The organism is Algoriphagus sp. CAU 1675 (assembly GCF_029222925.1).
Lineage (GTDB): Bacteria > Bacteroidota > Bacteroidia > Cytophagales > Cyclobacteriaceae > Algoriphagus.
This window is the reverse complement of the sequence record NZ_JARHUI010000001.1, coordinates 889020-911080: the sequence shown is the minus strand read 5'-3', so window position 1 is coordinate 911080 and position 22061 is coordinate 889020. Positions and strand designations below refer to the sequence as shown.

The window sequence follows — 22061 nt, the reverse complement described above, 5'->3', positions numbered from 1 at the left end:
TCTTTAGATGACGGAGATTCTTCTTCCAAACTCTTCCAACTCCTCATCTCCAAAATCCAAATGGGTCACAAAGCGAACCAAGTCTTTTCCGAATTTGACAGACTTGATGTTTTTATCCAGCAATTTACCCATAAACTCCTCTGGCTTTATTCCTTCCAATCGGGCAATCACAATATTTGTTGCCACCGGAAAAATTTCGGAAACCACAGGAAGTTTTGACAGCAAATCACCCAAAGCCCTAGCTCGAATGTGATCTTCTTTAAGTCTTTCCACATGGTTATCCAAAGCATAAATTCCTGCGGCGGCCAAGAAACCGGCTTGCCGCATTCCTCCACCGAATACCTTGCGAACCTTGCGCGCACGTTTGATATCAACTTTGGACCCAAGTAAAACAGAACCCACAGGACAGCCAAGCCCCTTACTCAAGCATATGGAAATGGTGTCAAATTGAGCTCCCCAATCAGCAGGGCTTTCACCTGTTTCAACCAAGGCATTGAATAAACGCGCTCCATCCAGATGCAACTTCAGTCCTTTTTCCTGACACAATTGGCGAATAGGTTTGATCTCATCGAGGGTGTAAATACTCCCCCCTCCCTTGTTCATGGTGTTTTCCAAAGAAACCAATGTGGTTTCAGGTGCATGAACATCATCGGGGTTGATATTTTCAGCGACCTGATCTACGGTGATTTTCCCAAAATCCCCAGAAAGCAGTTTCACAGAAGCCAGGGAATTAGCCATGATCCCTCCACCCTCATATAAATAAATGTGGGAATGTTGATGGCAAATCACTTCCCGTTGCGGCCCGGTGTGCAGCCGAATCGCAATTTGGTTGGTCATGGTTCCACTTGGACAAAACAATCCCGCCTCCATTCCGAATAGGTCAGCGATTTTTTGTTCGAGCGCGTTTACGGTAGGATCCTCCCCAAACACATCATCCCCAACAGGAGCAGTAAACATGGCATCTTTCATTCCCGGGGTAGGCCGGGTAACTGTGTCGCTTCTTAGGTCAATAAGCATGGTAATTTTTATTAGTCTTTCTTTCTGTTATCACCTCAGTTCTTTTTTCTCTTTTTGAATATATCCTCCATTCCCGACAATTCCAGATTGAGTGCCTTGGTGGAAAACTGTATTTCGAAAAGAGAAATTACCAATGAGACTAGCAAGGAAAGCATACTTGCCACAAACACCCAATTTGCAGCAGCGGTAAACCCCTGAAAGAGCAAGTACATACAAACTACGCACATTAAAAAGCTAAAAACTCCGAAAAGCTGCATTGTTTTGATAAGCTTCAACCGAAGACGGAGATTCTCGATTTGTTTGACTATGATTTCTGAATTCGGATCCTTAAGGAAATTTTTATGCAAGCCCCGGATCAGGTTGGCAATCGCCAAAAATCTATTGGTAAATGCCAACATCAGTAAGGTGATGGCTGAAAAAAGCAAGGCAGGTGTTGAGAGTTGGAGTTCCATTCAGTAGCATTGGTTTGAACTCTTCTAAGTTCAGAAAAATCATGAAAAAAGCCCGCTTTTTAAAACGGGCTTTTATATGACAATTGAAATTCGGAGCAGATTGTAAAATACATTTCCCTGAAAAACAGCTTACCTCTCCACTCTAATTTGCTTCCTGATTAATCCATCCTTGTTTTCTATATGAAGAAAATAAAATCCGTTTTTGAGTTGGGCCAAATCAAAATTTAGATTGGGAGATTTTGAAGTCTTTGTCATAATGATGCCACCACCAGCATTATACAAGGTAATTTTATATTCTGGAACTTCATTTTCAATCAATATACCGTCAGTATCAAACCATTCCAATGTCATTTCATTAGAAATTGGATTTGGAAATGTTCTTGCACAAGGATCACAAGGGCCTGATGGTGTCACATATAATAACGATGCCCCGCCAGTGCCACATGGATTGACACCCATCGCCTGAACATATCCCGCAGCATCACCAACATTTGCGGTCATTTGGGTAGAAGTCTGGCCTGAATAGAAAGACCATGGCTGAGAACAACCTACACAATAGGGCAAACTCCAAGACATCGATGTAGCTCCACTTGGCAAACTAGCAACCATATATGGAGAGATACTTCCTGGCCCTGGAGAGGAATTGCCGATAATTGGGCCTGGAGAAAGTGGAGCTTGTACCCAAATATTTTTAGTTACTTGAGTTGTTTTACAAGCCGAAGTCACATTAAAGGTTAGTGTTGCTCCACCGCGAGTATTAGGATGATAAGGAGTAAGGGTTGCTATAGATCCACTTCCTGAAGTACTTCCAGAAAAAAGACCAACCGGAGAAACCGACCAACTAATTGAAGTGCCAGGAGGTGGACTTGTCAAAGTAAAATTCCCAGTAGAACACAAAAAATTTGAACCACTAATACTTGGATCAACACAATTGCAGACACAATTGGCATTAGCTACTGAATTTCTAATTACATTCCCAGGCTGAAGTCCAAATCCATTATTAAAATTGACACCTACACCAGATATAACATGACAATAACTCATAATTGTACCTCCCCCACTTGGGTTTCCCGGGTCGCTACAACTTCCTTCAATTGCACCACAACCATCAATAGCAGTATTATTTCCATTCCATACACATGCATGAGTATGTCTTGATCCTAAAAGGTGTCCAAATTCATGCGTAATTACCATAACAGAATTACTATAAGTTGGAAAGGTACTAAAACTAGAATTAATCCCTGCAATAGAAAGCCTATTTGCCACATTACTATTACAAAGACCATTAAATCCATCAGCCGCTCTACCTCCACCAATTCGAAAAGTAAGTAACTGACCCAAATGGCCATTAAAACTAGTCCTGGTATTTTGAAAACTAGTCAACAAACTTGGTCTATCGGTAGCCGTATAAGGATCGGCACTTGTCCAAACAAAAATTTGCGAAATCTCAACACCTATATTTTCATTCTCATATAAAATAGCTACTTGGTTAAACAAAGATGAGACATAAAACTCTACTGCTGAAACACTCCCTTTGTTCTGAAAAATATCATATTCTGTCTCGAAGTACAACTCAACACATTTTAGTGATGAATTAATGGAAAGTTTACTCTCAGCAGACAACATATTTGATGGATAATTAATCATGCCAACATCGTCACTCCCTTCACAAATATCATTTTGCCCCTCAATTTTCTTTAAATTTTGATCGTTAAATAACAGGTAATTTCCAATATTTGTGGGAACCAAGTTAAAATTTCCTTTATCGTTTGCTATCATTCCAACAACTTCATTTTCAGAAAAGCTAAATGCAACGATACTTCTCAAATCTCCTTTCACAACCCCACGATAGTGTTTAAAACCTACATTTGTCGATGTAGATTTACCATCGCTAGTCACTAAGTCATAAGAATAAAACGAAGAAGGAACCTGTTCAAGCAAAACCTCAATTTGATAAGTTTCAAAAGGTAAATCAATCAAAATAGTTTCACCCAACTCATTAAATTTCAAACTATTGTACTCCATCTGTAAAACTTCATCAGCATTAAAAAATTGACTTTCGATTTCTGCTCTACTTTTAGATATCAAAAACAGATTATCTACTTTCTGAAACAATTTCTCCGATATATCAGAATTTTGTATCTTCTGATAAATAATATTTTTTTTGCGAAAAAACATCGAATGAAAACACTAAAAACAATAACGCAATAAGATATTTCATAACCAATCATTCAAAATAAAACTTATAAATAAAATTCAAAAACATTAAACAAGCTCGAAATATAAAATAGATTGAGTCCATCAAAAATACTATAATCTCAAATTTAACTATTCAACCCGTTCATCAGTATATCCCTCAACTCTATAAAATTCATAGGAGTCGCCATCCAACCAAGACTCATCCCAAATCATTACATTTTTGTCAATAAAACAAGGCAAAATTTTATCTCCTATCTTAAGAGTTGAGTTCCCAAACACCCCGGTAACTTCACCATATTCAAAGTTATATTTTGTATCCTCAGGAATCCAACTAAAACCATTTCCTCCTCCTTCCAATAGATATTCTCCATCTTGAAAAAAGGTAATTGTAATTGAACTGCAGGAAAAATCAATAGGATTCTTCTTCCCGTTAGAAAAGTTAAACTCAATAAGTTTTGACAATTGCCAAGTTCCAATGACACTTTCGGGATTTCCGTTTACTTGATCGATAGTGCATTTCGGCTTTTCATCCTTCGAACAACCAAATAACAGAATCAAGAACAGAGGCAATAGACGCCAGTCTTTTACAGCTTTCATAAATAAAATCAGTTTTATAAGTAAGACAAACAATACCGGTATTCACCCAGTCCAATAGTAACACAAAAATCCAATCACGATCTAATTGGTGATCCGCTAATCCGATTGGCACCCAAAGTAGAAATATCTAAAAAATAATATTCCCATTTTAACACATACAGCTACCTAGTCCAATTTAAAAAAAAAACTAAATCACCAAATAAAATCCCCTAATCTTTTAAGAAAAAATCTCTTCATTTTCTAGAGTCAACGTTACATGCAAATTCAATCTGCCAAGCTCGTTATCTTCCCCTCAGTTAAATACTCAAAAGCCAAATCATGAAAAAAGCCCGCTTTTTAAAACGGGCTTTTAAAATGAATCTCGCCAAGGTTCGTGTCACCACGGACCATTTTCGAATATCTTCAGCATTTCTGACTAGGCAAATATGCTTCATGAAGATTCAATCAGTAGGGATTGTGCCAACGACAATTAATTTTTATTGGGCTGTGAGGACAAAACCCCAGATGGAAAAAAAGATCAATTACAAGTGAATCACCTCATCGTAAGCCGCAGCTGCAGCTTCCATTACTGCTTCTGACATGGTTGGGTGAGGATGAACAGTTTTGATCAATTCATGACCAGTAGTTTCCAATTTACGAACGGCAACGATCTCAGCGATCATTTCAGTTACATTGGCTCCGATCATGTGAGCACCAAGCAACTCTCCGTATTTCTTATCAAACACCAATTTCACAAAACCGTCTTTTGCGCCAGCAGCAGAGGCTTTACCAGATGCAGAGAATGGGAACTTACCGATTCTCAACTCATATCCAGCTTCTTTTGCTTTTGCCTCAGTCATTCCTACAGAAGCAATTTCCGGAGAACAATAAGTACATCCAGGGATATTTCCATAATCCAAAGGATCTGGACTGTGACCTGCAATCTTTTCTACACAAATAATTCCTTCAGCAGATGCCACGTGAGCCAAAGCTGGACCAGGAATTACATCTCCAATTGCATAGTAACCCGGCATATTGGTTTTGTAGTACTCATCTACTTTGATCTTTCCTTTCTCAACCAAAATCCCTACATCTTCCAAGCCGATATTCTCCAAGTTGGATACTACACCTGCTGCTGAAAGCACCACATCACATTCCAGTATTTCTTCTCCTTTGGCAGTTTTCACGGTCACTTTGCAACCGGTTCCTTTGGTATCTACTCCTGTCACCTCAGAAGAGGTCATGATGGTCATCCCAGCTTTTTTGTAGATTTTTTCCAATGTTTTAGAAACCTCGGCATCTTCCACTGGAACAATTCGATCCATAAATTCAACAATGGTCACTTCCGTACCGATGGAATTGTAGAAATAGGCAAATTCTACTCCGATCGCTCCAGAACCTACAACCACCATTTTCTTCGGCTGCTTCGCCAAAGTCATCGCTTCACGGTAGCCAATGATCTTTTTACCGTCCATTTTCATAGAAGGCAATTCTCTTGATCTCGCGCCGGTCGCAATGATGATATTGTCTGCGGAATAAACCGTCTTCTTTCCGTCTTTATCAGCTACCTCGACTTTTTTGCCTGGTTGTATTTTACCCCAACCTGCGATGATTTCGATTTTGTTTTTCTTCATCAAGAAGTTTACACCTTTGGACATGCCATCAGCGACTCCCCGACTTCTTTTAACCATTCCATCAAAATCAGCTTTGGCATCTTTCACAGTGATCCCATAGTCTGCGGAATGATTGATATATTCAAAAACCTGAGCACTTTTAAGAAGTGCTTTAGTTGGGATACAACCCCAGTTGAGACAGATACCACCCAATTCCGCTGCTTCAACAATGGCAGTTTTCAAGCCTAATTGTGATGCACGGATGGCAGCAACATACCCCCCTGGACCACTTCCCAATACGATTAAATCAAATTTGGTAGAAGACATATGTTTATCTTGGTTTAAAACGATTTGAAATTACGCAAAAATAGGCCTTTTGGCTTCAGAAAAAAATTTGGTTAAAAGCACTTATCGGGACAAAAAACAGCCTCAAAACAAGGAGTTAGCAATTTTCCCAAACGAACTACCGCCATAACCAAAATCTCCTTTAAAATATTTTTGATTTTCGGAAGATTGCAGTTTTATTTCTTGAAAATCAGGCTAAAAGGAAATGGGTTTTTCTACGAAAACGTTTCTTTTGGCTTTTTTCCTAATTTTGGCAAAACAAAATTTTAAAATTTCATGGGTTTACTTTCAGGAAAGACCGCTTTGATTACCGGTGCCTCAAAAGGGATCGGTAGAGCCATCGCTATCAAATATGCTCAGGAAGGAGCTAATGTAGCATTTACATATTTATCTTCTGTGGAAAAAGGCCAAGCTCTGGAAGCAGAACTGGCAGCTTTTGGCATCAAAGCCAAGGGCTACCGCTCGGATGCTTCCGACTTTCAAGCTGCGGAAGAATTGGTCAACAGTGTAGTTGCTGATTTTGGGGCTTTGGATATTTTGATCAACAATGCCGGAATCACCCGAGACAATTTGTTGATGCGGATGACTGAGGAGTCCTGGGATGAAATCATGAATGTAAACTTGAAATCTTGCTTCAATACCGTGAAGGCTGCCACTCGAACCATGATGAAAGCCAAGTCAGGTTCCATCATCAATATGACTTCTGTTGTAGGAGCGAAGGGAAACGCCGGTCAGGCCAACTATGCAGCTTCCAAAGCAGGTATCATCGGATTTACCAAGTCTGTGGCTTTGGAGCTAGGTTCTAGAAATATCCGCTGCAATGCCATCGCACCGGGATTTATCGAAACTGAAATGACCGACGTATTGGATGAAAAAACCGTACAGGGCTGGAGAGATGCTATTCCGATGAAGCGCGGGGGGAAACCTGAAGAAGTAGCAGATGCCTGCGTATTCCTGGGATCGGATATGAGTTCCTATATCTCAGGTCAGGTGCTTCATGTGAATGGGGCGATGTATACCTGATGATTTGAGATTCGAAATTCAAAATTTGAAATTAGAGCGGCTGGAGAAATTCAGCCGTTTTTTTTAGGTTAAATACTCTTAAACAGAGTTTCACTCCATTTCCTAGGAATATAAAAACAGGTATTTTAAGCTTGGTTTTTTTCTAGACTAACTATGAACCAATTTTCATTTGCTCTCCTTTTTTTTGGAATTCTATTTTTTTCTTACTCGCAAAAAAACAACAAGAAATTAGAACCTGAAATTCAATCAAAACATTATCAACTTACTGTAGTCGACTCCATTCAGATTCCCTATTTAGGGAGACCTATTTTACAAGACATCTCACCATATACTCAAAAAATCCTTTTCATAGAAAGTGGGGAATATGATGAAGAAATATTTACAGCGAATTTTCAGGGAGAAATAATCCACTCTTTTATAGCTAATGGAAATACAATTGTGGGGCATCTTAGACGAATCGCACCTCTACATTTAGTAAAAGATGGAAGCTTGATTCTATCTTTTGGCAACCCTCAAGTCAAAAAAATTTCACTTGATGGATCTGAGGTAGAAACAATTTTCACAGGTGTACCACCTTATTATTCTAGTTTTCCTTCGCCAACCAATGAGATTATCATAAGAGACAATAAAATTTTCTACAATAATCGATCAGATGATGGCAATTACAACCGCTATCAAAAAGAGTATCTTAAAAACCTGAAATTGATCGGGTATTTGGATTTAGAGAAATCAGAAATCACAAATTTTCTATCATTTCCAGAAGAAAGCATTTTTCAAAATGGGTTGATTTTCCCACACTCTACTTGGGTCTCACATTTTATTTTTTCTCAAAATAAATTGATTGTTGCCTTCGAAGGGGAGTCTGCCCTTTTTGTTTTTGATGGCGAAGCCCCATTTTCTTTCGAACAAAAAATCGCCTTAAACTTGGGCGATTTCAAAAGTTATAAAGGACATCCAGAAGGAGAAGAAGGCATGGACCTAATGGAAGCTTTGACTAATTTGGGAAAAATAGAAAGTATCAAAAAAACAGATGAATATATATTGATTGGATATAAGCGGGGATTCAATAATCAACAAATCAGGAAGTTAGAAACGGCAACTTCCCCACAAGAAAGGTGGAAAATGATTCAAGAGTTTGAAAAGGAAAATCCGAGTAGAATACAGCTTTTGGACGAAAATCTTCAATTTCTAGACGACTTTCCCAAGCCTCAATTCCTAAACATTTCAAGTTTGATGGTTAGAGAAGGCTACTTATGGGGCTCCAAATCCGACCCTGATTCTGAAGAGGATCATTTTACTATCTATAAATTGGAAGTTCAAGAAAAATAAAAGCCCCAGAAATCTCTGAGGCTTTGGAAATTTAGACTTGGTAATTGAGTTTTGATAATTCTCAATCTTCTCCCAAAAACGGATATCTGTAATCTGTTGGAGATACAAAGGTTTCCTTGATCGTACGTGGAGACACCCAACGCAACAAGTTGATCATGGAACCCGCCTTGTCGTTTGTTCCGGAAGCTCTTGCTCCACCGAATGGTTGCTGTCCTACAACCGCACCGGTTGGCTTATCATTGATATAGAAGTTGCCCGCTGCGTTTCTCAATTTGCTTGTTGCCAGTTCAGCAGCATATCTGTCCTGTGAGAAAATCGCTCCGGTCAATGCGTAGGGCGAAGTTTGATCTACCAATTCCAGCACAGTTTCGAAGTGCTCTGCATTGTACACATAGATTGTCAACACCGGACCAAAAATCTCCTCACACATGGTGGTGTACATTGGATCTTGCGTCACTAATACCGTCGGCTCAATAAAGTAGCCTTTGGACTTATCGTAGTTTCCACCAGCGATTACTTCCACTCCTTCAGCTTCTTTGGCCTTGGCGATGTAGTTGGAGATTTTATCAAAAGCTTTCTCATCGATCACCGCATTGATGAAGTTGGTGAAGTCTTCCGTACCTCCCATTTTCATGGTCGCCAGATCTTCCAGCATGTACTTTTTGACATCTTCCCAAAGATTGGAAGGGATATAGGCTCTGGATGCTGCAGAACACTTTTGACCCTGGTATTCAAATGCTCCTCGTACCAGGCCAACTGCCACTGCCTTTGGGTCAGCAGATTTATGGGCCAAGACAAAATCCTTTCCTCCAGTCTCACCGACAATTCTTGGATAGGATTTATAAAGTTTGATGTTTTCCCCGATAGTCCTCCAAATGGTTTGGAACACACCTGTAGATCCAGTAAAGTGAATCCCGGCAAAATCAGGGTGCTTGAAAATCACCTCTCCTGCCAAAGGACCATCCACATAGATCAAATTGATTACCCCGTCTGGCACCCCTGCTTCCTTGAAAACCTCCATCAACACATTCGCAGAATAGATCTGCGTGTAGGCTGGTTTCCAGACTATGGTATTGCCCATCATGGCAGCAGATGTAGGAAGATTACCGGCAATAGCGGTAAAGTTGAATGGAGTCAAGGCAAAAACGAAGCCTTCGAGAGGTCGCTGCTCTACACGATTCCATACGCCATTTCCCGATACTGGTGGTTGCTGAGAATAGATTTCGGTCATGTATTTCACATTGAACCGAAGAAAATCGATGATCTCACAAGCTGCGTCGATTTCAGCCTGGAAAGCATTTTTGGATTGTCCCAACATGGTCGCAGCATTGATTTTTGCACGATAGGGTCCTGCCAAAAGATCAGCTGCTTTTAGGAAAATGGCTGCTCGCTGTTCCCAAGCAAGATTTTCCCAAGCTTCCTTGGCACCCAAAGCGGCATTGATGGCCTGCTCCACATGAGATGCATCCCCTTCGTGAAAATATCCCAGGATATGCTGGTGGTCATGGGGAGGAGACATAGGGTGTTTTTTGCCGGTACGAACTTCCTCGCTACCGATATACATCGGCACATCTACTTCTTGGGATCGAAGCTCTGCCAACATTGCCTGTAATTCTTTTCTTTCGGGGCTTCCCGGAGCATATGATTTTACCGGCTCATTGACAGGAGTCGGTACGTTGAAAAATCCTTTTAACATGATATTTGAGTTTTATGAATTCTGAACAGTCCAAAGATAAGCCATAGCTCTCATTTAGGCAGTATTAATGAGCACAAATGACGCTAGAGAAGGTCCTCAAGCTCTCGCAAATGCGCTATGGTATAGGTAGGCTGGAGATCTATAGATTTTCCTTCGGGGTTAAAAAACACCTGGTCGATATTTGCACGCTGAGCACCCAAAATATCAGAGTCGGGATTGTCCCCGATCATTAGACAGTGCTCCGCCTCCGTTTTCAACTGATCCAAGGCAAACTGGAAAATCCTGGGATCAGGCTTTTTATGACCGGTGGTCTCGGAGGTCACAATGAGTTCAAAAAAACCATCCAGTCCGGAAGATTTCATTTTTTTTGCCTGAGATTCATTAAACCCATTGGTGATGACATGGATTTTATATTTACCCTTTAAGTAATGGAGAATTTCCTTGGAATAAGGGAATACATGGGGTTTGGAAGAAGTTCTTTGCATAAAATCCTCCTCAAACTCAACTGGAATAGCCTCTGGCTTCCCTCCTGCATGGGAAAATATTCTTGGAAAACGCTCTTTCCGGAGGTTATCCTTATCGATCTTTCCCACATTATACCAGTCCCACAATTGGAAATTTACGTGATGGAAGGATTCGAAGAATTTTTCGAAGGATTCAATTCCGATTGCCTTCAGCTGGTAGTGCTCATAAAGCTCGGATAGGGATTCGGTAACGTTTCTATCATAGTCCCAAAGCGTATGGTCTAGATCAAAGAAAATGTGTTGGTAAGTTTTCACAGGGTAATCAGCGTCGGTATTGATTGTTTTGGATTTTATTGATTGCAAGTTCCCGATTGGATTTCAGGATTTCATAGGTCTCCTGATCCTTGATCAAACTGGGATCTTTTTGGATAAACTTAAAAATGGCCTGAATGATTTCCTGATATTCCTCCAAAATGTAATAAAACATCCATTGGTCCACCCTTCGACTTCCCAATAGCCCCGCGTTTTTCAGGTAGATCAAATGCCTGCTGGTTTTGGTCTGGGTAAAATCCAGGATATGTTCCAGATCTGAGATAGAAAGTTCCTTGTTGAGCATGAGCAAATGGATAATCCTGACCCGGGGTTCCTCCCCCAAAGCCTTGAAGATCCTGAGTCCATAATTCAAACTGATGTTTTTTAGTCGCATTTGTAAGTTTTAACGCAGATTTGCTGGTGAAAATAAAAAATCGACCGAAATTAGAGCATTATCTCGTCAGAAAGCTACTCGTTTGCTTTCTATTAACTAATGATTTGTGAAAAGTTCTTACATACTCCCATCACTCCTCCTACTTTTCCTTGGATTTATTTTTTCAAGTCTGGACAGTCATGCACAAGATGCAAGAGAAAAGAAAGTAATTCAACTTTCCGGTATCATACTTAATGCTGACAGTACCGATGCAGTAGCGGGGGTGAATATTTACGTACCGAAAAAAGGCAGAGGGACCAGCAGTGGCAGGTTTGGTTATTTTTCTATGCCAGTTCTGGAAGGAGACAGTGTAGTTTTCAGTTTCATCGGTTTGAAAAGACAATCCTTCAAAGTGCCTGAAAACATTGAAAAAGACCGAATCAGTCTAATCATTACCATGGAAGTGGATGAGATTGCCTTAGCAGAAATCGAAGTAATGCCTTATCCTACCGAGGAGGAGTTTAAAAATGCAGTAATGGCTATGACGGTGGTAGACCCTATGTCCATCAGCCGAGCCAATATGAGCCCAGAAATGCTGCTTCGTTGGGCAGAATCCATGCCGGCCTCCGGAAACGAGAATTTCCGCTATTTCCAACAGGGGCAGCTCCAGCAAAACCAGGATTTGTACGGCCCTAGACCATTGAGATTGCTGGATCCATTTGCCTGGTCCCAGTTTATCCGATCAATCAAAAGAGGGGATCTGAAGAGTAAATAATTCAATTTTACCGCAAATCCGCAAAGCGAATCATTAGAGATTATTTACAGCTCAAATGATTCGCTTTGTGATTTTTGCCTCCTTAAAATTGATCAATAATCCTAGTTCTAAGTCTAGTAGTTCCAAGAAGTATGCCTTGACTTGCTTGGGGTGAACAGGTGTTATTTTTTCTAGGGATTTCAGTTCTATCAAAAGCATCTTGTTCAACAATACTAACTGCTCGATACCTATAATCACCTCCTGCTTATTCCAATAAACAAGAATTGGGACTTGAGATAGAAACTCAAGTCCCAATTCTTTTAATTCAATCTCCGGGATTCTCTCCTAAACCGCTTCATAAAAACCCGTCCCCTATTCAAATTAAATTTTAAAACTGAACCAAGAACTAATCTCGAAAGCTGTTTGTCTATAAAATCAATGACTTTGCTTCTTTATGACTTTGCGGGAGAAATCAATTGATCTCTGGCAACACCCAGTTTTCTAGGATACTTGGGATCTTCATCATTGCTTCAATTGCTTCGACAGTTCTTGGAGCATCCCCTGAAAGGTTAACCGGACCATTGGAAGTCACCAGGATATCATCCTCAATCCGCACAGCAATTCCCCACCATTTCGGATCACAATCACTGCCTTCAGGGATATAGATTCCCGGCTCCACAGTCAGCACCGCTCCTTCTTTCAAAGGACCGTTACTTCCTCTATCATGAACATCCAGACCCAGATGATGGCTGGTTCCATGCGGGAAATAATTGTGACTTTGACCTCGTTTAATAATACCTAAGTCTGCCAGCCCCTCATTGATTATTTGTCTGGTGACCTGACCAATTTCAGCAAAACTGGTCCCTGGTTTACAAAGTGCAATTCCTGCTTCCTGAGCTTTAAAAACCAATTCATAAATCGCTCTTTCCTCCTTATTAAATTGCCCACTTACAGGAATGGTTCGGGTCACATCTGCAGTATATCCTCTCCATTCAGCCCCCAAATCCATCAGTAGCAAGCGATCATTGACATGCTTCATGTCATTTTCAATGTAGTGAAGGATACAGCCATTATTTCCACCTCCAACGATGGACGGATATCCCACATCCTCAGCACCATAACGCTTGTAGATAAACTCATGAATCCCCTGGATTTCTCTTTCAGACATCCCCGGCTTGGCAGCTTTCATCACTTCCACTTGGCCTATTGCCGAGATTTTGGCAGCTGATTTCAACAAGGCAATTTCCTCTTCGGTCTTCACTTCCCTAAGCACTTCAAGCATCTTGTCCAGTGAAAAAATATCTGTCTTTGTTCCGGGAACCTGATCTTTGACTTTCATTCGCTTTTCAGGAGAATCCGCGATTAGAAAATCTTTGATAATTGGGTCATTGGCCACATCCGGATTCCTTTGACTATATCTAGCAATAACCTGAACTATGTTGTCTGAGTTTTCAGCATCAGCAGAACGAATCAGTTCATACAATTGTAACTGGGTGTCCGAAACTTCCATTGGATAGCCAGATGCTTTTTTAAAATTATTCACCATTCTCTTCAAAGGCACATTGCTGCTCCCGCTTTCGATGTCCCCACTCAAATTGAAGGAAAGAACCTTTTCAAAGTCAGAAAAATCAACAGCAGGCTTTTTGCCGAAATCGTCATAAACATAAGCTAATGCAAACCCCAGCTTTTCTTTAGCCCCTTCCGTACCCAATCTTTTTCCATTCCACATTTCGGCCCTAGGATCCCGGGGTTGAACAAAGATGATTTCATCGGTTTCCACCCCGTCTATCATTCTTTTTTCAGAGAAAATCAGTAATGCTGAATTGGGTTCTCTTAAGCCTGTTAAGTAAAAAAAATCAGTATCTGGGTGATAGATGAAATCCACATCATTGGATCTGTTTTTTACAGGATTATTGAACATCACAGCTACCGAATTAGGAGGCATCATCTCACGGATCGCATCTCTTCTTCCTCTGTGCCATTCTGCACTAAGTCCATCTTCAAAATAGGACTGGGCGTAAGAACCAGTCAATAGCAATAAAAAGGAAAGGGAAAAAAGCAGTTTTTTCATGTTTAGGGAATTTATTCTGGGTCTCCAATGTCTATTCTTTTAGCCATTTAACAAAGTCTTAATCCACAGATTGGGGCATATCCTTATCTTTGGTACTATAAAATTTTCCAAAAATGAAAAAAATCGGTCTGCTAGGACTAATTATGTCCCTAATTTTCAATTTGGCCTTGGCTCAGTCCACTGAACCTAAACCCAAATTAATTGTCGGAATAGTCGTCGATCAAATGAGGCAGGAATACCTGTACCGTTTTGCGGACAGATATAGTGAGGGGGGCTTCAATCGTCTTATGGAAGAAGGCTTCATGATGAAAAACGGCCATTATAACTATATCCCTACCTATACAGGACCTGGACATGCCTCGGTCTATACTGGAGCAACTCCGGCAACCCACGGAATTATTGGAAACAACTGGTACGTAAGAAGCCTGGATAAATCCATTTACTGCGCGGAAGACAGTACGGTAAGCAATGTAGGTGGAACTGCAGCCAGCGGAAAAATTTCTCCCAGAAACCTACTGACCACTACCATCACTGATGAGCTTAGATTTGCTACCAACAAACGATCCAAGGTTGTAGGCATAGCCATTAAGGACAGAGGAGCGAGTCTCCCAGCTGGTCATTTAGGTGATGCTTACTGGTATGACAGTGAAAATGGAGAGTTCATGACTTCCACTTATTACCTTGAGGAATTACCGAAATGGGTGGTTGATTTTAACGAAAGGAAATTACCAGACAGTTATTTAAGCCAAACTTGGTCAACCCTTTATCCAATTGAGTCTTATATCCAGAGTATTGACGACAACAATGATTTCGAAGCACCTTTTATCGGAAAAGACACTCCAACTTTCCCCTATGACCTAACCGCCCTAAGAAAAGACAACGGTGGATACGGTTTGGTCGCTTCTACTCCCTACGGAAATCAACTGACACTTGATTTTGCCTATGCAGCAATAGAAGGAGAGCAATTGGGAAAAAGAGGAGAAACGGACTTTCTAGCAGTAAGCTTTTCTTCTCCTGATTACATTGGACACCGTTTTGGACCTACTTCAAAAGAATTGGAAGACAATTACCTGAGGCTTGATCTGGAGATTGAGAAATTCCTCAACTTTTTGGATGAAACCTATGGAAAGGGAGAATATTTGGTCTTTTTAACCGCTGATCATGGGGTTGCAGACATTGCTACTTATATGCAAAGTGAAAATGTGCCTGCTGGAAACATCAATGTGGGTTATGTCCGAAGCCAACTTATTGGATACACCAATCAGGTTTATGGAGAAGGAAACTGGATTATAAATGTTTCTAATGACCAAATATTCCTAAATCACAGGCTTGCAAGGGATAGAGGCATTAATCTTTCCGAAATGCAGGATAACCTCGCTAATTTCCTTTTGAGATTCAATGGAATCAAAGAGGTATACACAGCTTCTTCAATGAAAAACACAGATTTTACCAAAGGGAGAGCAAATCTGTTGCAGATGGGCTACAATCAAAAAGCATCTGGTGACCTGCTGATGATTTTAGAGCCAGGATGGCTTAGCGGTGGCAGCAGAGGCACCTCACACGGAACTGGCTTTACCTATGACACCAATGTACCTATTTTGTTTTATGGTTGGGGCGTCAAAGCCGGAACAAGCAGCCGCTACGCCACGATTACCGACATTGCCCCAACGCTTTCCATGATGCTTAATATCAGGCTTCCCAATGGAGCTACCGGGCAACCAATAACCGAGATACTTGATTAATTACAGATCATTCTAATTTCAATCCCGGGATGTTTTATCCCGGGATTTTTTGTTTTAACAAGCCTCAACTCCAGTTCGGAAAAACCCGAGGTAAAATCAGGTTGGATGTTTTTCCTTCTTCGTAAAAAAATCAAGATAGCATCGGATTGGAAGTTGAAAAATAATTTGAGTTCTAAAAATCTTTACTCCCGACACTCCCCAGGTTTCTCTTTGAAGAACAGGGGTTGAATCTTTAGAACATAAAAAAAGCCGATTTAAATCGGCTTTTTATTTTAGAGTTTCTTCAAAACTATATTTCGGAAGTACACCAGATCTCCGTGATCCTGAAGTGCGATTTTACCCTTTTTGAATTTTCCAAAACCAGGCATGTCCTTGAATTTACTTCCTGCAATTAAGGCCTCCCATTCCGGCGTCCAAAGAGTAGTGCTGACTACGGTGGTACCGTTAAGGATCAAATCCAACTTTCCATTGTCGGCGATGATTTCTGCTTGATTCCATTCACCTGCAGGCTTTACAGTTTCCTCGCTGCTTACAATCAAATCATAAAGGTCTCCTGCTCTATGACTGATAATCTTGGCATCGGGATGTCCTTCGTTATCCAACACCTGCATTTCAGGGCCAGTTTGCCAGCAATACTGGTATTCAGGGGACTCATTGACAAAGAAGATGACACCGCTGTTTCCGTTTGGAGCAATCTTCCATTCGTATTTGAGGTGGAAGTTTTCAAACTCCTCATCGGTTACAATATCTCCCCCGTCTCCGGTCTGCCAGCCGTCTTTATTGGCAGCGTCGAGGAATAGTTCACCGTTTTCGATTTTCCAAGCTTTTCCTACTTCCCCACCGCCGTATTTATGCCAACCGCTGAAGGTCTGTCCATCAAAAAGGCTAATCCACTCTTCAGCTGGAGCCTCAACTGCTGCGGCAGTTTCTTCAGTGACTGCTTCTTCAGATTTTTGGCCTGAACAGGAGGCAAGGATACCCGCTGCCAAAGCCAATACTAGATAGGATTTTCTCATTTTATTTTTTCAAAAGAAGTATATACTTCACCATGTCTTTGGCATCTTCTTCGCTCAAACCCGGATGGGCTGGCATTGGAACTTCTCCCCAAGTACCTACCCCTCCTGCAATCACTTTATTTGCAAGCATAGCAATATTTTCTTCAGTGCTTTCGTATTTCGCGGCCACATCGGCATAGGATGGTCCCACGATTTTACGATCCAGCATGTGGCAGGAAGCGCAATCAGAACCCTTCACTTTTTCAATCCCCTTGATGTAAACGGGATCATTCTGGTATTTTTCCTCCAAGCTCATTTCTTTAGCTGGAGCCGGAGCCACTGCAGTTTCTGAAGTGGTTGATTCTGCAGATTTTTCACCGCCACCGCAAGCGAAAGCCAAACCGGCTAAAGCTGCAAATCCAAGGTTTAATGGTTTTGTAATTTTCATTTTAATAAGGTATTTGAATTGAATAGTTAGATTCCCAGAATTTTCTTATTGAATTCTTCATCTGCCCCAATGCCTGCAAAGTCATCAAATGCCTTTTCGGTCACACGGATAATATGAGCATCAATAAATGGCGCGCCTTCTGCAGCACCTTGTTCAGGATGTTTGATTGCGCACTCCCATTCAAGTACAGCCCATCCTTCGTAATCGTACTGCGAAAGTTTGCTAAAAATTCCGCCAAAATCAACCTGTCCATCACCTAAAGAACGGAATCTTCCTGCTCTTTCAACCCAGCCTTGGAATCCGCCATAAACTCCCTGCTTTCCGGTCGGATTAAATTCCGCATCTTTTACATGGAACATTTTAACCCGATCGTGATAGAAATCAATGAATTGCAGGTAATCCAGGCACTGTAACACAAAGTGACTTGGATCGTATAGGATATTTGCCCTCTTGTGATGGTTCACTTTTTCCAAGAACATCTCGAAAGTCACCCCATCGTGCAAATCCTCTCCCGGGTGGAGTTCATAACAAACATCTACCCCATATTGGTCAAATTCATTGAGAATCGGAGTCCATCGTTTGGCTAATTCGGTAAAACCTGTCTCCACCAGTCCGGCAGGACGCTGAGGCCAAGGATAAACAGTATGCCACATCAATGCACCTGAAAAAGTAGCATGGGCATTCAATCCCAAATTATGGGAAGCCTTTGCTGCATATTTGAGCTGCTGGGTAGCCCACTCACATTTTCCTTTTAGATCCCCCTTGAGGTTTGCGGGAGCAAAGCCGTCAAAAAGCTCATTGTAAGCAGGGTGAACTGCTACCAATTGACCTTGAAGGTGTGTGGAAAGCTCCGTGATCTGCATACCAGTCTCTTCTACAATTCCTGCAACTTCATCTGCATAGGTTTTGCTTTCGGCAGCTTTCTGCAAATCTATCATTCGGGCATCCCAGGAAGGAATCTGAACTCCTTTATAGCCCAATTCGGCCATGTATTCACAGATATTTTTCAGGTTGTTAAATGGCGCTTTATCATCGGCAAACTGAGCCAAAAAAATCGCCGGTCCCTTGATTGTTTTCATCTTGGTTTGGTTTTAATTATTTCAGGTTTAAGAGTTTATTTTTCTACAACAAATGGAGTCCATTTCAGGTCTGACTGGGTACTTGCCAAAACATGGTCAATGAAAGCCATCCCCCGGATCCCATCTTCAACACCGGGGAAATCTTCCCATTCCGGCTTTGGCTTTTCTCCGGCACGCTGTGCATAGATACATCTAGCAAAATTTCGGTAAAGATTGGCAAATGCCTCCACGTATCCTTCCGGGTGTCCGGCTGGAGTGCGTGTATTCTCCTGAGCCAAAGATCCCAAATATCCAGTGCCTGCTCGATAAATCTGAGCTGGTTGATCCGGATACCGGACAATCAGGCTATTGTTGTCTTCCTGCTGCCATTCTATTCCTCCTTTGTCACCAAATACACGGATTTTAAGGTTATTTTCCACACCTGTATCCGTCTGGGAAGCCATTAATACACCAGAAGCCCCGTTTTCAAAACGCATCAAGACCACCCCGTCATCATCGATTGGCCTACCTTCCACTTTGATGTAAAGATCTGCACAGAGGTGGGACACTTTTTCGCCTGAAACATACTCAGCCAGGTGGAAAGCGTGGGTACCAATATCCCCCATACAACCTGCCAATCCGTTTCTGGCAGGATCTGTCCTCCATTCGGCCTGCTTGTTATTTTCTGATTCAAGTAGCTTCCATAGCCAGCCCTGAGGATATTCCACATACACTTTTCTCACTTTCCCGATTTTCCCTTCCGCAATCATTTGCTTGGCTTGCTTGATCATGGGATATCCCGAATACGTATGCGTCAGTAGGAAAAGTTTATCCGATCCTTTTACGGCATGGTACAATTCCTTTGCCTCCTGATAATTCAAAGTAAGCGGCTTGTCCAAGGCAACGTGAAAACCTTTTTTCAGTGCCTTCACCGTTGGGTCAAAGTGTACATTATTGGGTGTCACAATGACAACTACATCGATTCGCTCAGCCTCTGGAAGTTGGAGTTCCTTTTCAAACATTTCATCGTAACTCGCATATACTCTGGAAGGATCCAGCATCAACTCCTCTCCTCTTTGTTTGGATTTCTGCGGATTGGAAGAGAATGCGCCTGCCACAAGTTCAAACATTCCATCCATTAAAGCGCCATTGAGATGGATGGCTCCGATGAAAGAGCCTGGTCCACCTCCAACCAATCCGATTTTTAGTTTCTTGGGTGTTGACATAGGTCAGTTAGGTAGGTTTTTTAGGTAAATTTTTTGTTGAATTAATGGATTCTACCAAAATAAATCCCCTGAACTTCGATTGAATCAGGCGATTTATTGACTAGTAGTCTCCTCGTGTTATGAGTGGCTTAGACAATATTTTTATCCGCCATATTTTACAAAGTCAAATGACTTGCTTAAAATACAGCAAAAAGAGTGAAATCTAAATTTTAAGCTAGGATTCAGTTTTTTTTCCACGATCAACCCTTCAAATATGAACACAATCACCCGGTTCAGGCTCTCAGCCATGATGTTTTTGGAATTTTTTGTCTGGGGCTCCTGGTACGTAACAATGGGAACTTTTCTCGGGACCAATTTGGCTGCCCGAGACCAGGATATTTCCTTGGCCTTCTCCACTCAATCCTTGGGAGCTATCATTGCTCCTTTTATAGTCGGACTGATAGCAGACAGGTATTTTCATGCCCAGCGAATCCTTGGGGTCATTCACCTGATCGGTGCGGGATTGATGTACTTGCTCTACCAAGCCGGAGACTTTAGTGGTTTTTTCCCAGTTCTTCTGATATATATGATCCTGTTCATGCCGACTTTGGCACTTGTAAACTCCATCTCATTCAATCAAATGAAAAATCCGGCCAAGGAATTTTCCACGATCCGTGTTTGGGGAACCATAGGTTGGATAGCGGCCGGGATCCTGATTAGTAGTTTGGCCTGGGACAGTCAGGATGGACTTATGGACGGATTGTTAAAATACACCTGGCTAATGGCATCTATAGTTTCGGTCATTCTGGGGATTTTCAGTTTCACGCTTCCCAAGACCCCTCCCAAAGCAAAATCAGAGGGAGAGTTCAAGTTATCGGAAGCAATAGGATTGGATGCACTTTCTCTTCTAAAAGACAGGAATTTTGCCATTTTCTTCCTCTCCTCTATCCTCATATGTATCCCCCTGGCTTTTTATTATCAAAATGCCAGTCCGTTCCTCACCGAAATTGGCTTGGAAAACTCTACAGGAAAAATGACAATTGGACAGCTATCGGAAGTTCTTTTTATGTTGGCATTACCGGTATTCTTCTCAAGGTTTGGCATCAAGAAAACCCTGATAGTCGCTATGCTGGCCTGGGCGGTTCGTTATGTGTTTTTCGCTTATGGAAATGCGGATGAGGGAGTTTGGATGCTACTAGTGGGAATCGCGCTCCATGGAGTTTGTTATGACTTCTTTTTTGTCAGCGGACAGATTTACACAGACTTTCATGCTGGAGAAAAATATAAATCTTCTGCACAGGGTTTGATCACCCTTGCTACTTATGGGGTAGGGATGCTGATCGGGTTCTGGGCAGCAGGAAACATTTCAGATCATTATAAAGTAATAGATGGTGGACATATTTGGGAGTCGATTTGGCTGATTCCTTCTGGTATTTCCGTTTTGGTTTTGCTATTTTTCATGCTCCTTTTTAAAAAGGAACAAATAAAACCTCTTAATTAAACCAAAATGACCAAACCTATTGACCCTGGAAGACGGGAAAGCTTTAAAAAAGTTCTTTTTGGAGGTGCCGCACTTGGCTCCCTGTCTTCGCTTGATTGGAAAGAAGAAGAAACTTTTCAGCTTAAAGGAAATATCAATCATGGAGTATGTGCATGGTCCATGCGCCCTCTTAGCCTTGATGAACTTTGTGTGGGAATTAAAACAGTTGGGGTACATGCCATTGACTTAATTGGTCCTGACAACTGGGAAACCCTAAAGAAACATGACATTCACTGCTCTATGTGCAATGGTGCAGAACTCGGAATTGCCGATGGATTTAACCACACTGATTTTCACGATCAACTGGAGAAAAATTACACCGAAGTGATCCCGCTTGTCGCAAAAGCCGGATACAAAAATCTAATCGCTTTCTCAGGAAACAGAAAGGGAATGGATGATGAAACTGGACTGAAAAACTGTGAGATCGGCATCAAAAAAATTCTGGGATTGGCTGAGAAGCATGGAGTCATCATTCAAATGGAATTATTAAACAGCCGAGTGGACCACAAGGATTACATGTGCGATAAATCCGCTTGGGGAATTGAATTGTGCAAACGTATTGGTAGCGAAAATTTTAAACTGCTTTTCGACATCTATCACATGCAAATCGATGAGGGGGACATCATTCGGACCATCCGAAACAACCACCAATATTTTGGCCATTACCATACTGCTGGAAATCCCGGAAGAAATGAACTGGACGAAAACCAGGAAATCTATTATCCGCCAATTATGAAAGCTATTGCGGAGTCCGGCTTTCAGGGATATGTATCCCATGAATTCATCCCAAAATCAGAGGACAAGATTGCTGCTTTAGCCCAGGCAGTACAAGTTTGTGACGTATAACAT

19 protein-coding genes are annotated in these 22061 nt (G+C 41.4%); 6 read left to right on the top strand and 13 right to left on the bottom strand.

Annotation, left to right across the window (positions count from 1 at the left end; genetic code table 11):
* Positions 1-3: 3 nt before the first annotated feature.
* The 5 genes from P2G54_RS03980 to lpdA form a co-directional block, all read right to left on the bottom strand.
* On the bottom strand, positions 4-1017 hold the full coding sequence (locus tag P2G54_RS03980) for a GntG family PLP-dependent aldolase (RefSeq protein WP_275868394.1): 1014 nt from the start codon (positions 1015-1017) through the stop codon (positions 4-6).
* A gap of 35 nt (positions 1018-1052) precedes the next feature.
* A complete protein-coding gene (locus P2G54_RS03975; protein WP_275868392.1) occupies positions 1053-1469 on the bottom strand; it encodes a DUF2721 domain-containing protein in 417 nt (138 codons plus the stop codon).
* A gap of 129 nt (positions 1470-1598) precedes the next feature.
* Entirely contained in the window at positions 1599-3584 is a 1986-nt protein-coding gene (locus P2G54_RS03970; protein ID WP_275868390.1) for a M12 family metallo-peptidase, read from the bottom strand.
* 213 nt (positions 3585-3797) lie between these two features.
* Complete coding sequence (locus tag P2G54_RS03965) at positions 3798-4265, bottom strand: hypothetical protein (protein WP_275868387.1); 468 nt, start codon at positions 4263-4265, stop codon at positions 3798-3800.
* Positions 4266-4786: 521 nt separating this feature from the next.
* Positions 4787-6184, bottom strand: a complete 1398-nt coding sequence (gene lpdA, locus P2G54_RS03960) for a dihydrolipoyl dehydrogenase (protein WP_275868385.1) — start codon at positions 6182-6184, stop codon at positions 4787-4789.
* Between the two features lie 294 nt (positions 6185-6478).
* Here lpdA and fabG point away from each other — a divergent pair, with 294 nt between their 5' ends.
* Positions 6479-7225 (top strand): 3-oxoacyl-[acyl-carrier-protein] reductase, encoded by a 747-nt coding sequence (gene fabG, locus P2G54_RS03955; RefSeq protein ID WP_275868383.1) that lies wholly within the window; start codon positions 6479-6481, stop codon positions 7223-7225.
* A 153-nt stretch (positions 7226-7378) separates the two neighbouring features.
* Positions 7379-8554: a hypothetical protein gene (locus P2G54_RS03950; protein ID WP_275868380.1), complete on the top strand. Its 1176-nt coding sequence runs from the start codon at positions 7379-7381 to the stop codon at positions 8552-8554.
* Positions 8555-8615: 61 nt separating this feature from the next.
* Here P2G54_RS03950 and pruA read toward each other — a convergent pair whose 3' ends face one another.
* From pruA to P2G54_RS03935, 3 genes are all read right to left on the bottom strand, one after another.
* On the bottom strand, positions 8616-10250 hold the full coding sequence (gene pruA / locus P2G54_RS03945; RefSeq protein ID WP_275868378.1) for an L-glutamate gamma-semialdehyde dehydrogenase: 1635 nt from the start codon (positions 10248-10250) through the stop codon (positions 8616-8618).
* Between the two features lie 83 nt (positions 10251-10333).
* On the bottom strand, positions 10334-11029 hold the full coding sequence (locus P2G54_RS03940; protein WP_275868447.1) for a YjjG family noncanonical pyrimidine nucleotidase: 696 nt from the start codon (positions 11027-11029) through the stop codon (positions 10334-10336).
* Between the two features lie 7 nt (positions 11030-11036).
* The gene (locus P2G54_RS03935) at positions 11037-11420 is read right to left on the bottom strand and encodes a metalloregulator ArsR/SmtB family transcription factor (protein WP_275868376.1); all 384 of its coding nucleotides are present in this window, start codon (positions 11418-11420) and stop codon (positions 11037-11039) included.
* Between the two features lie 157 nt (positions 11421-11577).
* Here P2G54_RS03935 and P2G54_RS03930 point away from each other — a divergent pair, with 157 nt between their 5' ends.
* Positions 11578-12174: a carboxypeptidase-like regulatory domain-containing protein gene (locus P2G54_RS03930; protein WP_275868445.1), complete on the top strand. Its 597-nt coding sequence runs from the start codon at positions 11578-11580 to the stop codon at positions 12172-12174.
* A gap of 451 nt (positions 12175-12625) precedes the next feature.
* On the opposite strand, the gene P2G54_RS03925 is transcribed toward P2G54_RS03930, so the two are convergent.
* On the bottom strand, positions 12626-14224 hold the full coding sequence (locus P2G54_RS03925) for an aminopeptidase P N-terminal domain-containing protein (protein ID WP_275868374.1): 1599 nt from the start codon (positions 14222-14224) through the stop codon (positions 12626-12628).
* Positions 14225-14337: 113 nt separating this feature from the next.
* Here P2G54_RS03925 and pafA point away from each other — a divergent pair, with 113 nt between their 5' ends.
* Positions 14338-15966 carry an alkaline phosphatase PafA gene (gene pafA / locus P2G54_RS03920; protein WP_275868372.1) on the top strand — a complete coding sequence of 543 codons (1629 nt, stop codon included), beginning with the start codon at positions 14338-14340 and terminating at the stop codon, positions 15964-15966.
* Positions 15967-16238: 272 nt separating this feature from the next.
* On the opposite strand, the gene P2G54_RS03915 is transcribed toward pafA, so the two are convergent.
* The 4 genes from P2G54_RS03915 to P2G54_RS03900 are packed head-to-tail and all read right to left on the bottom strand — an operon-like array spanning position 16239 to position 19693.
* Entirely contained in the window at positions 16239-16982 is a 744-nt protein-coding gene (locus P2G54_RS03915; protein WP_275868370.1) for a DUF1080 domain-containing protein, read from the bottom strand.
* 1 nt (position 16983) lies between these two features.
* Complete coding sequence (locus P2G54_RS03910; protein WP_275868367.1) at positions 16984-17409, bottom strand: c-type cytochrome; 426 nt, start codon at positions 17407-17409, stop codon at positions 16984-16986.
* Positions 17410-17435: 26 nt separating this feature from the next.
* On the bottom strand, positions 17436-18488 hold the full coding sequence (locus P2G54_RS03905) for a sugar phosphate isomerase/epimerase (protein WP_275868365.1): 1053 nt from the start codon (positions 18486-18488) through the stop codon (positions 17436-17438).
* Positions 18489-18523: 35 nt separating this feature from the next.
* A complete protein-coding gene (locus P2G54_RS03900; protein WP_275868363.1) occupies positions 18524-19693 on the bottom strand; it encodes a Gfo/Idh/MocA family oxidoreductase in 1170 nt (389 codons plus the stop codon).
* A gap of 253 nt (positions 19694-19946) precedes the next feature.
* Between P2G54_RS03900 and P2G54_RS03895 the strand changes: the two genes are divergently transcribed.
* Together P2G54_RS03895 and P2G54_RS03890 are read left to right on the top strand one after the other, a co-directional pair.
* The gene (locus P2G54_RS03895; protein WP_275868361.1) at positions 19947-21173 is read left to right on the top strand and encodes a nucleoside permease; all 1227 of its coding nucleotides are present in this window, start codon (positions 19947-19949) and stop codon (positions 21171-21173) included.
* A 6-nt stretch (positions 21174-21179) separates the two neighbouring features.
* Positions 21180-22058, top strand: a complete 879-nt coding sequence (locus P2G54_RS03890) for a TIM barrel protein (RefSeq protein ID WP_275868359.1) — start codon at positions 21180-21182, stop codon at positions 22056-22058.
* The last annotated feature ends 3 nt before the right edge of the window (positions 22059-22061 follow it).

Excerpts from the sequence above, each read along its gene's own strand:
- P2G54_RS03980 (WP_275868394.1), bottom strand. The coding sequence starts at position 1,017 with ATGCTTATTGACCTAAGAAGCGACACAGTTACCCGGCCTACCCCGGGA.
- P2G54_RS03975 (WP_275868392.1), bottom strand. The coding sequence starts at position 1,469 with ATGGAACTCCAACTCTCAACACCTGCCTTGCTTTTTTCAGCCATCACC.
- P2G54_RS03965 (WP_275868387.1), bottom strand. The coding sequence starts at position 4,265 with ATGAAAGCTGTAAAAGACTGGCGTCTATTGCCTCTGTTCTTGATTCTG.
- lpdA (WP_275868385.1), bottom strand. The coding sequence starts at position 6,184 with ATGTCTTCTACCAAATTTGATTTAATCGTATTGGGAAGTGGTCCAGGG.
- fabG (WP_275868383.1), top strand. The coding sequence starts at position 6,479 with ATGGGTTTACTTTCAGGAAAGACCGCTTTGATTACCGGTGCCTCAAAA.
- P2G54_RS03950 (WP_275868380.1), top strand. The coding sequence starts at position 7,379 with ATGAACCAATTTTCATTTGCTCTCCTTTTTTTTGGAATTCTATTTTTT.
- pruA (WP_275868378.1), bottom strand. The coding sequence starts at position 10,250 with ATGTTAAAAGGATTTTTCAACGTACCGACTCCTGTCAATGAGCCGGTA.
- P2G54_RS03935 (WP_275868376.1), bottom strand. The coding sequence starts at position 11,420 with ATGCGACTAAAAAACATCAGTTTGAATTATGGACTCAGGATCTTCAAG.
- P2G54_RS03925 (WP_275868374.1), bottom strand. The coding sequence starts at position 14,224 with ATGAAAAAACTGCTTTTTTCCCTTTCCTTTTTATTGCTATTGACTGGT.
- pafA (WP_275868372.1), top strand. The coding sequence starts at position 14,338 with ATGAAAAAAATCGGTCTGCTAGGACTAATTATGTCCCTAATTTTCAAT.
- P2G54_RS03915 (WP_275868370.1), bottom strand. The coding sequence starts at position 16,982 with ATGAGAAAATCCTATCTAGTATTGGCTTTGGCAGCGGGTATCCTTGCC.
- P2G54_RS03910 (WP_275868367.1), bottom strand. The coding sequence starts at position 17,409 with ATGAAAATTACAAAACCATTAAACCTTGGATTTGCAGCTTTAGCCGGT.
- P2G54_RS03905 (WP_275868365.1), bottom strand. The coding sequence starts at position 18,488 with ATGAAAACAATCAAGGGACCGGCGATTTTTTTGGCTCAGTTTGCCGAT.
- P2G54_RS03900 (WP_275868363.1), bottom strand. The coding sequence starts at position 19,693 with ATGTCAACACCCAAGAAACTAAAAATCGGATTGGTTGGAGGTGGACCA.
- P2G54_RS03895 (WP_275868361.1), top strand. The coding sequence starts at position 19,947 with ATGAACACAATCACCCGGTTCAGGCTCTCAGCCATGATGTTTTTGGAA.
- P2G54_RS03890 (WP_275868359.1), top strand. The coding sequence starts at position 21,180 with ATGACCAAACCTATTGACCCTGGAAGACGGGAAAGCTTTAAAAAAGTT.